This window comes from Planotetraspora phitsanulokensis, assembly GCF_016863295.1.
GTDB lineage: Bacteria > Actinomycetota > Actinomycetes > Streptosporangiales > Streptosporangiaceae > Planotetraspora > Planotetraspora phitsanulokensis.
Window position 1 is genome coordinate 228,331 of record NZ_BOOP01000023.1, and the last position, 13,275, is coordinate 241,605.

Annotated in this window: 14 protein-coding genes; 7 read left to right on the forward strand and 7 right to left on the reverse strand. The window is 69.1% G+C overall.

From position 1 onward, the window contains the following. Positions 1-69 precede the first annotated feature (69 nt). Genes Pph01_RS25970 through Pph01_RS25990 form a run of 5 tightly spaced genes read right to left on the reverse strand, consistent with a single transcriptional unit; the run spans position 70 to position 4,264 of the window. On the reverse strand, positions 70-984 hold the full coding sequence (locus Pph01_RS25970) for an aldo/keto reductase (protein ID WP_204075762.1): 915 nt from the start codon (positions 982-984) through the stop codon (positions 70-72). Beyond that, positions 981-1,286, reverse strand: coding sequence for an L-rhamnose mutarotase (locus Pph01_RS25975; RefSeq protein WP_239117013.1), 306 nt, complete (start codon positions 1,284-1,286; stop codon positions 981-983). Before Pph01_RS25975 ends, Pph01_RS25970 begins: the two co-directional genes overlap by 4 nt. A 14-nt stretch (positions 1,287-1,300) precedes the next feature. Continuing rightward, on the reverse strand, positions 1,301-2,053 hold the full coding sequence (locus Pph01_RS25980) for an SDR family NAD(P)-dependent oxidoreductase (RefSeq protein WP_204075763.1): 753 nt from the start codon (positions 2,051-2,053) through the stop codon (positions 1,301-1,303). A 34-nt stretch (positions 2,054-2,087) separates the two neighbouring features. Beyond that, positions 2,088-3,362, reverse strand: coding sequence for an L-fuconate dehydratase (locus Pph01_RS25985; RefSeq protein WP_239117014.1), 1,275 nt, complete (start codon positions 3,360-3,362; stop codon positions 2,088-2,090). Between the two features lie 32 nt (positions 3,363-3,394). Beyond that, positions 3,395-4,264: a fumarylacetoacetate hydrolase family protein gene (locus Pph01_RS25990; protein WP_275412871.1), complete on the reverse strand. Its 870-nt coding sequence runs from the start codon at positions 4,262-4,264 to the stop codon at positions 3,395-3,397. Between the two features lie 242 nt (positions 4,265-4,506). Between Pph01_RS25990 and Pph01_RS25995 the strand changes: the two genes are divergently transcribed. Then, positions 4,507-5,706 carry a cytochrome P450 gene (locus Pph01_RS25995; RefSeq protein WP_204075765.1) on the forward strand — a complete coding sequence of 400 codons (1,200 nt, stop codon included), beginning with the start codon at positions 4,507-4,509 and terminating at the stop codon, positions 5,704-5,706. 89 nt (positions 5,707-5,795) lie between these two features. On the opposite strand, the gene Pph01_RS26000 is transcribed toward Pph01_RS25995, so the two are convergent. Continuing rightward, positions 5,796-6,821, reverse strand: a complete 1,026-nt coding sequence (locus tag Pph01_RS26000) for a GDP-mannose 4,6-dehydratase (protein ID WP_204075766.1) — start codon at positions 6,819-6,821, stop codon at positions 5,796-5,798. Between the two features lie 259 nt (positions 6,822-7,080). On the opposite strand from Pph01_RS26000, the gene Pph01_RS26005 reads away from it, so the two are divergent. From Pph01_RS26005 to Pph01_RS26015, 3 genes are all read left to right on the forward strand, one after another. After that, positions 7,081-8,325, forward strand: a complete 1,245-nt coding sequence (locus Pph01_RS26005; RefSeq protein ID WP_204075767.1) for a glycosyltransferase family 4 protein — start codon at positions 7,081-7,083, stop codon at positions 8,323-8,325. 89 nt (positions 8,326-8,414) lie between these two features. Then, positions 8,415-9,128 carry a class I SAM-dependent methyltransferase gene (locus tag Pph01_RS26010; protein ID WP_204075793.1) on the forward strand — a complete coding sequence of 238 codons (714 nt, stop codon included), beginning with the start codon at positions 8,415-8,417 and terminating at the stop codon, positions 9,126-9,128. Continuing rightward, a complete protein-coding gene (locus Pph01_RS26015; protein WP_239117015.1) occupies positions 9,125-10,210 on the forward strand; it encodes a prenyltransferase/squalene oxidase repeat-containing protein in 1,086 nt (361 codons plus the stop codon). The genes Pph01_RS26010 and Pph01_RS26015 overlap by 4 nt, the downstream gene beginning before the upstream one ends. 114 nt (positions 10,211-10,324) lie before the next feature. On the opposite strand, the gene Pph01_RS26020 is transcribed toward Pph01_RS26015, so the two are convergent. After that, a complete protein-coding gene (locus Pph01_RS26020; RefSeq protein WP_204075768.1) occupies positions 10,325-10,969 on the reverse strand; it encodes a class I SAM-dependent methyltransferase in 645 nt (214 codons plus the stop codon). 147 nt (positions 10,970-11,116) lie between these two features. Here Pph01_RS26020 and Pph01_RS26025 point away from each other — a divergent pair, with 147 nt between their 5' ends. From Pph01_RS26025 to Pph01_RS26035, 3 genes are all read left to right on the forward strand, one after another. Then, positions 11,117-11,650 (forward strand): pyridoxamine 5'-phosphate oxidase family protein, encoded by a 534-nt coding sequence (locus tag Pph01_RS26025; RefSeq protein ID WP_239117016.1) that lies wholly within the window; start codon positions 11,117-11,119, stop codon positions 11,648-11,650. Positions 11,651-11,749: 99 nt separating this feature from the next. After that, entirely contained in the window at positions 11,750-11,944 is a 195-nt protein-coding gene (locus tag Pph01_RS26030) for a ferredoxin (RefSeq protein ID WP_203888031.1), read from the forward strand. A 62-nt stretch (positions 11,945-12,006) separates the two neighbouring features. Continuing rightward, positions 12,007-13,092 carry an alcohol dehydrogenase catalytic domain-containing protein gene (locus tag Pph01_RS26035; RefSeq protein ID WP_204075769.1) on the forward strand — a complete coding sequence of 362 codons (1,086 nt, stop codon included), beginning with the start codon at positions 12,007-12,009 and terminating at the stop codon, positions 13,090-13,092. Positions 13,093-13,275 lie beyond the last annotated feature (183 nt).

Genomic DNA, 13,275 nt, shown 5'->3' on the forward strand with positions numbered 1-13,275 from the left:
TCTCCTTGTCGTCGTCCGTGCATGATCACGAACTGGCTCTCTCCGGGTCAAGGGGAATCGAGCGCGGAATCACACGGACAGGAGGTCGGCCCAGAGGTCTTCGGGAATGGGGAGATCGGTCAGGGCCGCGTTCTGCTCGACCTCCCCGGCCGAGCGCATGCCCACGATGACCGAGGCCACCGCGGGATGCCTGAGCGGAAACGCCAGGGCCGCCTGCGGCAGCGTGACACCGTGCCGCTCGCACACCCGGGCCATCTCCCTGGCCCGCTCCAGCAGTTCCGCGGGGGCGGGCGCGTAGTCGTAGGTGCCGGCGGGGTCGTGGGTGGCCAGCAGTCCGCTGTTGAACGCTCCCCCGACGAAGACGGTCACCCCGCGGTCCAGGCACAGCGGCAGGAGTTCCTCCTCGCCCGACCGGTCGAGCAGCGAGTAGCGCCCGGCGAGCAGCACCACGTCGATGTCGGTCTCCCTGACGAGGTCGCAGAGCATCCGCGTCTGGTTCATCCCGGCGCCGATCGCCTTGACGACGCCCTCGGCGCGCAACTCGGCCAGGGCGGGATACGCCTCGGAGAGGGCTTCCTTGTAGTGCGAGTCCGGGTCGTGGATGAGGGCGATGTCGACCGAGTCGAGCCCGAGACGCTCGAGGGACTCCTCCAGCGAACGCCGCACGCCGTCGCGGGAGAAGTCCCAGACGCGCCTGTGGGTCGCGGGCACGTCGAAGCCCTGGTCGTCGCGCCCGCCGTCGGCGTTCGGCACGAGCAACCGGCCCACCTTCGTGGAGACGACGTAGTCCTCCCGCGGCCGGCCGCGCAGCGCCGCGCCGAGCCGCCGCTCCGACAGGCCCAGGCCGTAATGGGGGGCGGTGTCGAAGTAGCGGATGCCGGCGTCCCACGCCGCGTCGATCGCGGCGGTCGCCTCCTCGTCCGAGAGGGCCGCGTAGAGGTTGCCGATCGGCGCGGAGCCGAATCCGTAGGGGGTGACGTTCATGGGAGCTCCCACACCATGCGAAGGCCGGTCGCCTCCGGATCGAAGTCGCCGTCGAGCAGCGGATTGATGCGCGCCTGCCACGCCTGGTCGGCGGGGTTGTCCCGGAGGAACCGCTGAAGGCTCTCGTAGTCGTCGACCTCCACATAGTGGAACAGGTCGAGACCGTCACGCCAGATCCGCCAGGTGTGCACGCCGCCCTCTCGCAGGGCGGCGTCCAGACCTTCCGGGATCACCGCGTGGACCCTCTCGTACTCCTCGACGGCATCCGCCTTGAGCCGGGTGCGCAGCGCGATCCTCTGCATGGGCGAACTCCCTGTCAGTTCGATCGGGGCCGGAGGCGCAGGCCCTGCATGCCGCCGTCGACGGCGAGGGCCGTCCCGGTGGTGGCTGAGCTGAGCGGACTGGCCAGGTGGGCGATGGCGTGTGCGATCTCCTGCGCGCTCACCAGCCGCCCCATCGGCTGGCGCTGCTCCAGCGCGGCACGCTCGGCCATCGGGTCGGACGCGGCGTCGAGCAGCCGGCCGACCCACGGGGTGTCCGCCGTGCCCGGGTTGACGCAGTTGACCCGAATGCCGTCCTCGATGTGGTCTGCCGCCATCGCGAGGGTCAACGACAGTACGGCGCCCTTGCTGGCGCTGTAGAGCGCGCGATTCGGCAGCCCGGCCGTCGCGGCGATGGAGCACGTGTTGACGATGGCCGCGTGACTCGACCGCCGCAGGTACGGCAGGGCCGCCCTGGCCACCCGGACCATGCCGACGACGTTGATGTCCAGGACCCGCAGCCACTCGTCGTCGGGGTTGTCCGCGATGGTGCCCGCGGCCCCGATCCCGGCGTTGTTGACGACGATGTCGAGCCCGCCGAAGTGCTCCGCCGCCGCGGCGACGGCCGTGCGGACGGACGCGTCGTCGGTGACGTCGGCCTTGAGCCCGAGGAACGGCTCGCCCGGCGGGTTGACGTCGAGGCAGGCCACGCGGGCGCCCCGCTCGGCCAGAAGCGTGGCCGTGGCGAGGCCGATTCCCGAGCCGCCTCCCGTCACGAGTGCGGACAGTCCATCGAATTCGGTGCTCATCGGTCACATTCCTGACGTGAGTGGGCTGCGCGGCTCATGCGGATCTCCAGACGGGCCCGTCGGGGAACGAGTATGCCGCGATCGACTCGGGCCGCATGGTGGCGCTGAAGCCGGGCTCGAGCGGCGCCCGGTAGGCACCGTTCTCGATCACCACGGGCGTCACGAAGTGCTCGTGCAGGTGATCGACGTATTCGATGACCCGGTCGTCCATGGATCCGCTGACCGCGACGTAGTCGAACATCGACAGGTGCTGGACCAGCTCGCACAGGCCGACGCCGCCGGCGTGCGGGCAGACCGGGACGCCGAACTTGGCCGCGAGCAGGAGGATCGCGATGTTCTCGTTCACCCCGGCGACGCGGGCGGCGTCCAGCTGGACATAGGACAGCGCGCCTGCCTGGAGCAGCTGCTTGAAGATCACCCGGTTCTGCACATGCTCGCCCGTCGCCACCTTGATGGGCGCGATCTCACGGGCGATGGCGGCGTGGCCCAGCACGTCGTCGGGGCTCGTGGGCTCCTCCACCCACCACGGGTGGAACTCGGCGAGCGCGCCCACCCAGGCGACGGCCGCGCCGACGTCCCACCGCTGGTTGGCATCGACGGCGATCCGGAAGTCGGGGCCGCAGACCTCGCGGGCGATCCGCATGCGGCGGATGTCGTCGTCGAGGTCGGCGCCGACCTTCAGCTTGATCTGCGTGAAGCCGTCCTGGATGGCCTCCTTGCAGAGGCGGCGCAGCTTGTCGTCGCTGTAGCCCAGCCAGCCGGGCGACGTGGTGTAGGCGGGGTAGCCGCTCGCCTTGAGCCGCTCGACGCGCTCGGCGCGTCCCGGCTCGGCGGCGCGGAGGATGGCCAGGGCCTCCTCGCGCGTGAGGGCGTCGGAGAGATAGCGGAAGTCGACGAGGTCGACGATCTCCTCGGGCGACAACTCGCTCAGCAGGAGCCAGAGCGGCTTGCCCTCCCGCTTGGCCTTGAGGTCCCACAGGGCGTTGACGACCGCGGAGATCGCCATGTGCATGACGCCCTTCTCCGGGCCGAGCCAGCGCAGCTGCGAGTCGCCCACCATGTCCCGGTACAGCGCGCCGATGTCGTCGACGCTCCGGCCGAGGACGTACGGCTCCAGCGCCTTGATGGCGGCGGTCTGCACGTCGTTGCCGCGGCCGATCGTGAAGGCGAACCCGTGCCCTTCGTGGTCGCCGTCACGCAACACGACGTAGGCCGCCGAGTAGTCGGGATCGGGATTCATCGCGTCCGAGCCGTCGAGCTCCCTCGAGGTCGGGAAACGGATGTCGTGGGTCTCCATCGCGGTGATCACGGAGGACCCCCTTGCGACGACCTGCTCGGCCGTCATGCCTGGCCGACCGGCTGGCGCTGGCGTCCCAGACCGTCGATCTCGAGCTCCATGACGTCGCCCTCCCGCAGGTACGGGTGATCGGGCATGCCGAGGGCGACCCCCGCCGGCGTACCGGTGTTGATCACGTCGCCGGGCTCGAGGACCATGAACCAGCTCAGGTAACGGATGACCTCGGCCACCCCGAAGATCATGTTCTTGCTGTCGCCGTCCTGGCGGAGCTCGCCGTTGACCCACAGCCGCATGCCCAGGCTCTGGGGGTCGGCGACCTCGTCGGCCGTCACCAGCCACGGGCCGAGCGGGTTGAAGGTCTCGCACGACTTGCCCTTGTCCCACTGGCCGCCCCGCTCGAGCTGGAACTCCCGCTCGGAGACGTCATTGGAGATCGCGTAACCCGCGATCAGGGCGAGGGCGTCCTCGTGGGATTCGAGGTAGCGTGCGGTCTTGCCGATCACGACGGCGAGCTCGACCTCCCAGTCGGTCTTGACGCTTTTCCGCGGGACCAGCACCTCGTCAAAAGGTCCGACGACTGTGTTCGGCGCCTTCATGAAGACGACGGGCTCCTCCGGGATGGCCGCACCGGATTCCGCGGCGTGGTCGCGGAAGTTGAGGCCGATGCAGACGACCTTCTCCGGCCGGGCGACGGGCGCCCCGATCCTCAGGCCCTCGGTGTCGACGACGGGCAGGTCGCCTCCGGCGAGCGCGGCACGGACCCGATCAAGGCCGCCACCGGCCAGGAACCGCCCGTCGATGTCCGCGCCATCGAGCACGCCGGTCAGGTCGCGCACACGGCCTTCGCCGTCCAGCACGGCCGGACGCTCCTCACCCATGGCACCAACGCGGAGCAGCTTCACAAGGGCCCCCATACATCCGATGTTTTCTCAAGGAGAAGATTTCCCGACGGCTGAGGCCGATGTCAAGTGCGAGGCGCCATACACATCCGATGACCTGCGCTTGCAGGCGCTTCATGTCACCCCGTGGCCACCCCGGCCACACCTTGACGTACGATCCGGAGCCGTAATAGAACACGTTTCAGTAAGAGGTTCGTGTGCGGCTGGTATAAACGATCTTCCAGCCCCCGGCCTCACCCTCGACACTAGGTGGTCCCATGGATATCAACCTCGTCGACCAGGACCACTACGCGAGCAAGGGGGCGCCGCACGACCAGCTCCGCTGGCTGCGCGCGAACGCTCCGGTCTTCTGGCACGAGGGGGACGCCGAGCGCGGCTGGCCCGGGTTCTGGGCGCTCACCAAGCACGAGGACGTCGTCCACGTCTCCCGGCACTCCGACCTCTTCTCCTCCGCGGCGAAGCTCGCCCTGTTCGACGAGATGCCGGAGGAGCAGCGCGATCTCCAGCGCATGATGATGCTCAACCAGGACCCGCCGGAGCACACCCGGCGGCGCTCGCTGGTCAACCGCGGATTCACCCCGCGCGCGATCAGCAAGCTCGAGGAGCACATCAGGGAGATCTGCCACCAGCTCGTGGACGAGGCGAGGGACAAGCCCGAGGCCGACTTCGTCAGGGACTTCGCGGCCCCGCTTCCGCTCTACGTGATCTGTGAGCTGCTCGGCGCGCCGCTCGAGGACCGGGACAAGATCTTCGAGTGGTCCAACCGCATGATCGGCGCCCAGGACCCCGACTACGCCGACCCGGACGAGGGCCAGAACGCCGCCATGGAGGTCTACGCGTACGCCAACGAGCTGGCCGCGGCCCGCAAGGACGACCCCCAGGACGACATCGTCACCAAGCTCCTCCAGCCGGCCGAGAACGGCGAGGTGCTGAGCGTGGACGAGTTCGACCTGTTCGTGCTGCTCCTGGTCGTGGCGGGCAACGAGACCACCAGGAACGCGGCGTCCGGCGGAATGCTCGCCCTCTTCGAGAACCCCGAGCAGTGGGCCAGGCTGGTGGCGGACCGCACGCTGGCCGGCCCCGCCGCCGACGAGATCGTCCGGTGGGTCTCGCCGGTCAACCTCTTCCGGCGTACGGCCACGACGAACACGGTCGTCCGCGACCAGGAGATCGCCGAGGGCGACAAGGTGGTCGTCTTCTACACCTCGGCCAACCGGGACGAGGACGTGTTCCAGAACCCGGACGTCTTCGACATCGGCCGGACCCCCAACCCGCAGATCGGGTTCGGCGGCGGCGGCGCCCACTTCTGCCTCGGCAACCACCTGGCCAAGCTGGAGCTGAGGGTGCTCTTCGAGGTCCTGTCGGAGCGGATTCCCACCCTCCAGCAGGCCGGCGAGGCCACCCGCCTGCGGTCCAGCTTCATCAACGGCATCAAGACCCTCCCCGTCACCCTCTGATCCGCCCCTTGGGCGTGATCACGCAGAGGTTTGGCGAGGTGCTCGTCGACCTGCACCTACCCTGGGGCGTGATCACGCCCCAGGGGGCGTCAGGGCCAGGAGGAGTCGTGATCCGGGTCGTGGCCGTCCGCCAACAGACGCAGATCCGCCTCGACCATCATCGTGACGAGCTCCTCGAACGACACCGTCGGCTCCCAGCCGAGCTGGGTCCTGGCCTTCTTCGGATCCGCGCACAGCAGGTCGACCTCCGCCGGCCGGTGCAGGGTCTGGTCGCAGATCACGTGCTGCTCCCAGTCCAGCCCGGCGGCCGTGAACGCGGCCTCCACCAGTTCCCGTACGGACCTCGTCCGCCCGGTGCCGATCACGTAGTCCTCGGGCTCGTCCGCGCCCAGCATGAGGTGCATGGCCCGGGCGTAGTCGCCCGCGTATCCCCAGTCGCGCCGCGCCTCCAGATTGCCCAGGCGCAGTTCGGCGGCGAGGCCGAGCTTGATCCGCGCGACTCCGAGGGTCACCTTCCTGGTGACGAACTCGGCGCCTCGCCGCGGCGACTCGTGGTTGAAGAGGATGCCCGACACGGCGAACATCCCGTACGACTCGCGGTAGTTCTGGGTCAGGAAGTGCCCGTACGCCTTGGCGACGCCGTACGGCGAGCGGGGATGGAAGGGAGTGCTCTCGGTCTGCGGCGTCTCCCTGACCTGCCCGAACATTTCAGACGACGAAGCCTGATAAAAGCGGATCTGGCCGGCGGCCGAGCCGAGTGACGCCGTGATCCCCGAACACACCCGGATGGCCTCCAGCATCCGGAGCACGCCCATGCCGGTCACCTCGGCCGTGAGTTCGGCCTGCTCCCAGGACATCGGGACGAACGAGATGGCGCCCAGGTTGTAGACCTCGTCCGGCCGCACCTTCTCGACGGCCGAGATCAGCGAGCCCTGGTCGAGCAGGTCACCCCGGACGAGTCGCACATCCTGGAGGAGCTTCCGTACGCGCGACACGCGAGGGTTGGCCTGGCCGCGGACGAGGCCCCACACCTCGTACCCCTCACTGAGCAGGTGTTCGGCGAGATAGGAGCCGTCCTGACCGGTGATACCGGTTACAAGCGCGCGCTTGGCCAACGGTCCTCCTCGCTGTGCCGACCCAGCCCGATGAGGGCTATAAGAGGCGAATGTACCGCCCTGCCCGCCTCAGGATGCCATCCCCATCCGCCATTAGATAGAACGTGTTACACCGAATGTCGTTCGGGTAAGCTAACGTCGCAGTTCCGGCATGGTGCGGGCAACGCGAGGAACAATTTCACCCTAGCTGTCCGATCCAAGGTCAAATGGTAGGGTTCGGTGCCAGCCCCTTGAGGGCACAGCGGGAAAGAGGTGCCCCTTGGCCGAACGGCTGCGAGTCGCGCTGCTGTCCTATCGCAGCAAGCCCACCTGCGGCGGCCAGGGGGTGTATCTACGCCACATCAGCCGTGAGCTGGTCGCCCTCGGTCACCACGTCGAGGTCTTCTCCGGCCAGCCGTACCCCGAGCTCGACGAGGGCGTGATCCTCAACAAGGTCCCGAGCCTGGACCTCTACAACGACGACGACCCGTTCCGTACGCCGAAGCTGCGCGAGTACCGCGACTGGATCGACGTGCTGGAGGTCGCCACCATGTGGACGGCCGGCTTCCCCGAGCCGCTGACCTTCAGCCTCCGCGCGCGGCGCGAGCTCGAAAAGCGCCGGGGCGACTTCGACGTCGTGCAGGACAACCAGACGCTCGGGTACGGCGTGCTCGGGATCAAGAAGCTCTTCCCGGTCGTCGGGACGATCCATCACCCGATCAGCGTCGACCGCCGGATCGAGCTCAAGGCCGCGAAGGGCTGGAAGAAGCTCTCCATGCGCCGCTGGTACGGGTTCGTGCGCATGCAGAGCGTCGTCGCCCCCCGGCTGAGCCCGATCCTGACCGTCAGCGAGTCGTCGCTGACCGACATCCACCGCGACTTCGGCGTCCCCGAGGACAACATGCGGCTGATCCCCCTCGGGGTCGACACCCGCTTCTTCCACCCCCGGCCGGAGCTGCCCAAGCGGCCGGGTTCGATCGTGGCCGTGGCCAGCGCGGACTCCCCGATGAAGGGCGTCGCGACGCTGCTGCGGGCGACCGCCAAGCTCGCCACCGAGCGCGACGTGCACCTCACCGTGGTGAGCAAGCCGACGCCCGGCGGGCCCACGGAGCAGCTCATCACGGAGCTCTCGCTGGACGAGCACGTCACGTTCGTGCACGGCATCTCGGACGAGGCGCTCGCGGAGCTGATCGCCACCTCGGAGGTGTCGGTCGTGCCCTCGCTGTACGAGGGCTTCTCACTGCCCGCCGTCGAGCACATGGCCTCCGGCACCCCGCTGGTCGCCTCCCGGACGGGCGCCCTCCCCGAGGTCGTCGGCGACGCCGCGATCCAGGTCGAGCCGGGCGACCCCGAGGAGCTGGCCGCGGTCCTGCGCCGCCTCCTGGACTCCCCGGAGGAGCGCGAGGCGGTGGGCCGCAAGGGCTACGAACGGGTCATGGAGCGCTACGCCTGGCCCGTCGTCGCCCAGCGCACGGTCGAGGCCTACCGCGAGGCCATCGCGGCGCGTACGGATCACACCAGCTGACCAGCTGACCTCCGCCCTCCCCCGGGCCGCCGACCACCGGTTCGTTCGTGCGGCGGCCGACAGACATTGCGATACGAAAGGTGACGCGAGTGCTGACCGTCGACTTCGACAGGCTGCCCGTCGGGCCGGGTGACCGCGTTCTCGACCTCGGCGCCGGCGCGGGCCGGCACGCGTTCGAGGTGCTGCGCAGAGGCGCCGACGTGGTCGCCTTCGACATGGACGCCGCCGAACTCGAAGGCGTGGCCGCGATGTTCGCGGCGATGGACAAGGAAGGCGAGATCCCCGCGGGAGCCACCGGCGAGACGGTCGTCGGCGACGCGCTCGGCATGCCCTTCCCCGACGCGTCGTTCGACCGCGTCATCGCCGCAGAGATCCTCGAGCACATCCCCGACGACATGGCCGCGATGCGGGAGATCGTCCGAGTGCTCAAGCCGGGCGGCCAGGCCGCCATCACGGTTCCGAACTTCATCCCCGAGCGCATCTGCTGGGCCCTCTCCGAGGACTACCACACGGCGCCTGGCGGACATATCCGGATTTATACGTTGGCCGAGCTCCAGGCCAAGCTGAAGGCCTCCGGCCTGGAGATCGGGCCGCACCATCACGCCCACGGGCTGCATTCGCCGTACTGGTGGATCAAATGCGCGGTCGGCGTGAACAACGACGGCCACCCGCTGGCCAAGGCCTACCACGAGCTCCTGGTGTGGGACATCATGAAGCGCCCCGCCGCCACCCGGATCGCGGAAGCCGTGCTCAACCCTCTGATCGGGAAGAGTGTGGTGGTCTACGTCCGGAAGCCCGCATGACGGCGGCGCCGTCCGTCCTCGGAGTCATCACCGCCGAACAGGTGGTCCAGACGGCGCGGAGCATCGCCGCGCTCCAGGACGCCACCGGCGGCATTCCCTGGCCTGAGGGTCACGTCGACGCCTGGAACCATGTCGAGTGCCTGATGGCCCTCACCGTGGCCGGGCTGCGCGACGAGGCGCGCCGCGGCTTCGACTGGCTCGTACGGCACCAGCGCCCGGACGGCTCCTGGCCGATGAAGCTCGTCGGCGGCGAGGGCGTCGAGGCCGGCGGGGAGTCCAACCACGCCGCCTACGTCGCCGTGGGCGTCTGGCACGATCTGCTCGTGACGGGCGACATGGACTTCGCCCGGTCGATGTGGCCCGTGGTCACCAAGGCCCTCGACTTCGTCGTCGACCTGCAGACCACCCGGGGCGAGATCGTGTGGGAGCGGAACGCCGCCGGCGAGCCCGCCCCTTATGCCCTGCTCACCGGCTCCTCGTCCGTCCACCAGGGACTGCGCTGCGGCGTGCTGCTCGCGGAACGGCTGGGCGATCCACAACCCGACTGGGAGCTCGCGGCCGACCGGCTCGGGCATGTGCTCACGGCGCATCCTGAGGCGTTCGCGGACAAGAGCCGCTTCTCCATGGACTGGTACTACCCGATCCTGGGCGGCGCCGTCCGGGGCGCGCAGGCGACGCAGCGGCTCGAGCTGGAGTGGGACACGTTCGTCGTCCCCGGGCTCGGCGCGCGTTGCGTGTCCGACCAACCGTGGGTCACCGGGGCCGAGACGTGCGAACTGGTCATGACCCTCGACGCGCTCGGGGACGACGAGCGTGCACTGACGGTCTTCGCGGACATGCAGCACCTGCGGCACGAGGACGGGTCCTACTGGACCGGCTGGCAGTTCGTGAACGGCAAGCACTTCCCGCACGAGCGGTCGGGTTACACCGCGGCCGCGGTGATCCTCGCGGCCGACGCCCTCTCGAGGACCACTCCCGGCTCCGGCGTCTTCCGGGACGCGGGAGGCCAGGTCTTCCGCGACGCGGGAGACCAGCAGGTGCGGATCACAGGCGAGTGCGGATGCGAGCGCGCCCACGCCTGATCGCAGGATCACGTACGGCCGGGCCGCAGGCCATCGGGCGTGCGCGCCAATCCGTGCATGATCACGCCAAGAAGACGCCCAGGTCAGACGGCCTCTTCACGAACCCGTGAATGATCACGCGAAGGAGTGGGTGGTGCGTTCGAGGACGCGAAGGGAGCCTTCCACTCGGGTCTCCTTGAAGGCTCCGGAGGCGAGCGCACGCAGGTAGACCCGGTACGGGGCCTGGCCGCCCATGGCCGGGTCGGGGTAGATGTCGTGAAATACCAGGACTCCGCCCACCATGATGTGAGGGGCCCATCCCTCGTAGTCCCTCGTGACCGGCTCCTCGGAGTGCCCCCCGTCGATGAAGAGCACCGACAGCGGCGTGTTCCAGAACCGGGCGACCGCAGCCGACGCGCCCACGACCGCGACGACCTCGTCCTCCAGCCCGGCCTCCGCGATGGTCCGCCGGAAGAACGGCAGCGAGTCCATCTTCCCGAAGCGCGGGTCCATCAGCTCCGTGTCGTGGTGCTCCCAGCCCGGCTGGATCTCCTCGGAGCCGCGATGATGGTCCACGGTGAACACCACCGAGCCCGCCTCCCGCGCACCGGCGCCCAGATAGACGGCCGACTTGCCGCAGTAGCTGCCGATCTCGCAGATCGGGCCGAGTGAGCCGTATCGGGCGGCGACCTCGAACAGCGCCAGCCCTTCCGCGGGCGGCATGAACCCCCTCGCCTCCTCGGCGTGGCGGCGGAGATCGTCGGGCATCGTGACGGCCATGCGCTGTCCCTCTGTACGGCTCTCGCGGACGGCCGTTCACCGCCGCGCTCGAACCCTACCGACCCCCGCCCGACCACCGCACACTCACCCGAACAACATTCCACTCGCCCCTTGTCCACGCTGCTGCAACGTGTTCTACTTTGCAGCGTGACCCAGCCCAGCGTGAACCGCCGTGCAGGCATCGCGATGGACGACGAGGCGGTCGCCGGGTTCCTGCGCGACGCGCGCAAGCTCCAGCTCGCCACGATCAACGGCGACGGCACCCCCCACCTCGTCACCATGTTCTACGGCCTGAGCGACGGAAAGATCACCTTCTGGACGTACCGCAAGGCCCAGAAGGCGCGGAACATCGAACGGGACTCCCGAGTCACCTGCCTCGTCGAGTCCGGCGACGACTACTTCGAGCTGCGCGGCGTCATGATCTACGGCACGGCCCGCCTCATCGACGACCCCGAAGAGGTCCTCGATGTCGGGATCGACGTCACACGGCGGATGACGGGCATGGCCGCCCCCGGCGAGCCGGACGGCACGGCTTCGTCGAACGGTTCGGACGGCGCCGCGGACGGCCAGTTGCGCGAGTACGTCGCGCACACCGCCCGCAAGCGGATCGCCTACGTGGTCGAGCCGTCGCGCGTGGTCTCTTGGGATCATCGCAAGCTCCCCGGCGCTAGCGTTGGATGAGCGCGATCTCACCGGCCGGCGGGACCTCGGGGGAACGACACGATCTCAGCCGCCGGATTGAGAGTGCGGACGAGCCCGCCGTACGAAGGAGAGCCGGACATGAAGATCAAGGTCGACTATCTGGTCTGCGAAGCGAACGCCGTGTGCATGGGACTGGCGCCCGAGGTGTTCGAGGTCGACGATGACGACCAGTTGCACGTCCTGCTACCCGAGCCGCCCGCCGAGATGCTCGACCGGGTACGGCACGCGGTCCGGTCCTGCCCCAAAGCCGCCTTGTCGCTCGAAGACTCATAAGTCGCCCGAATTTGTCGCTCGAACCCTCATAACTCGAAGACGAGTAACCCCCAGGAGGTCCAATGCGCGGCGCTCTCTTACACGCGGTCGGCGACGACAAGCTCGACATCCGTGATGACTTCACCCTCACCCCCGTTGGGCCGTCCGACGTACGGGTGAAGATCAAGGCGACAGGTGTCTGCCACTCCGACCTCTCCGTCCTGACAGGCGTCCTGCCCATGCCGCTGCCGGTGATCCCCGGTCACGAGGGCGCGGGCGAGGTCGTCGAGGTCGGCGATCACGTGACCTCCGTCCAGCCCGGGGACCACGTCATCATCAACTGGACCCCAGCCTGCGGGGACTGCCCCAACTGCATCGTCGGCCAGCCCAACCTCTGCACGACCTACGTCATGAAGAGCTTCATGGAGGCCCGTTTCGTCTACGGCGGCCAGACGCCCGCCTTCGGCATGGCGGGCTGCGGCACCTGGGCCGAGGAGATCGTCGTCCCGTGGCAGGGCGCCATCAAGGTGGACCCCGAGGTCCCCTATGAGGCCGCCGCGCTCATCGGCTGCGGCATCACCACCGGCGTCGGGGCCGTCATCAACACGGCGAAGGTGCGGCCGGGGTCGACGGTCGCGGTCGTCGGCTGCGGCGGCGTGGGCCTGTCCGTCATCCAGGGCGCCCGGGTGTCGGGGGCGACGACGATCCTCGCCATCGACCCGCTCGAGTCCAAGCACGAGCTGGCCAAGAAGGTCGGCGCCACGCACGCGTGCACGCCCGACCAGCTCATGGACGCCATCGGCACGCTGACCGGCGGCCAGGGCTTCGACTACGGCTTCGAGGTCGTCGGCAAGTCTGCCGCGATCATGACCGCCTGGCAGGCCACTCGGCGCGGCGGCGACGTCGTCGTCGTGGGCGCGGGCGCGATGGACGACCAGGTGCCGCTGACCGCCTTCGGGCTGCTGTTCGAGGGCAAGAACATCCTCAGCTCGCTCTACGGGGGCGCGGACGTCCGCAGGGACTTCCCGTTCTTCGCGAACCTCTACAAGGCCGGCAAGCTCGACCTCGAGAGCATGATCAGTTCGCGGATCCGGCTGGCCGACCTCAACGACGCCGTCGCGGCCCTCAGGAGCGGTGAGGTGCTCCGCCAGATCGTCATGTTCGACTGAGCCCGCGTGACGCGCCGGCCTCCGGCGGCGTGTCCGCGGCACCGGTGACAAGTTCACGGCACCCATGAGAAACGGCTCCGGTCCGGGCCCCCCGATGCACCCGGACCGGAGCCGCTCTCTCACTCCGTCACGTTCTCTCCGAGGTCACACCTCGGTCCAGCGAGACTCGTCGGCCGCGCTTTT

Coding starts and splice junctions, on each gene's coding strand:
- Pph01_RS25970 (WP_204075762.1), bottom strand. CDS start 984: ATGAACGTCACCCCCTACGGATTCGGCTCCGCGCCGATCGGCAACCTC.
- Pph01_RS25975 (WP_239117013.1), bottom strand. CDS start 1,286: ATGCAGAGGATCGCGCTGCGCACCCGGCTCAAGGCGGATGCCGTCGAG.
- Pph01_RS25980 (WP_204075763.1), bottom strand. CDS start 2,053: ATGAGCACCGAATTCGATGGACTGTCCGCACTCGTGACGGGAGGCGGC.
- Pph01_RS25990 (WP_275412871.1), bottom strand. CDS start 4,264: ATGGGGGCCCTTGTGAAGCTGCTCCGCGTTGGTGCCATGGGTGAGGAG.
- Pph01_RS25995 (WP_204075765.1), top strand. CDS start 4,507: ATGGATATCAACCTCGTCGACCAGGACCACTACGCGAGCAAGGGGGCG.
- Pph01_RS26015 (WP_239117015.1), top strand. CDS start 9,125: ATGACGGCGGCGCCGTCCGTCCTCGGAGTCATCACCGCCGAACAGGTG.
- Pph01_RS26020 (WP_204075768.1), bottom strand. CDS start 10,969: ATGGCCGTCACGATGCCCGACGATCTCCGCCGCCACGCCGAGGAGGCG.
- Pph01_RS26030 (WP_203888031.1), top strand. CDS start 11,750: ATGAAGATCAAGGTCGACTATCTGGTCTGCGAAGCGAACGCCGTGTGC.
- Pph01_RS26035 (WP_204075769.1), top strand. CDS start 12,007: ATGCGCGGCGCTCTCTTACACGCGGTCGGCGACGACAAGCTCGACATC.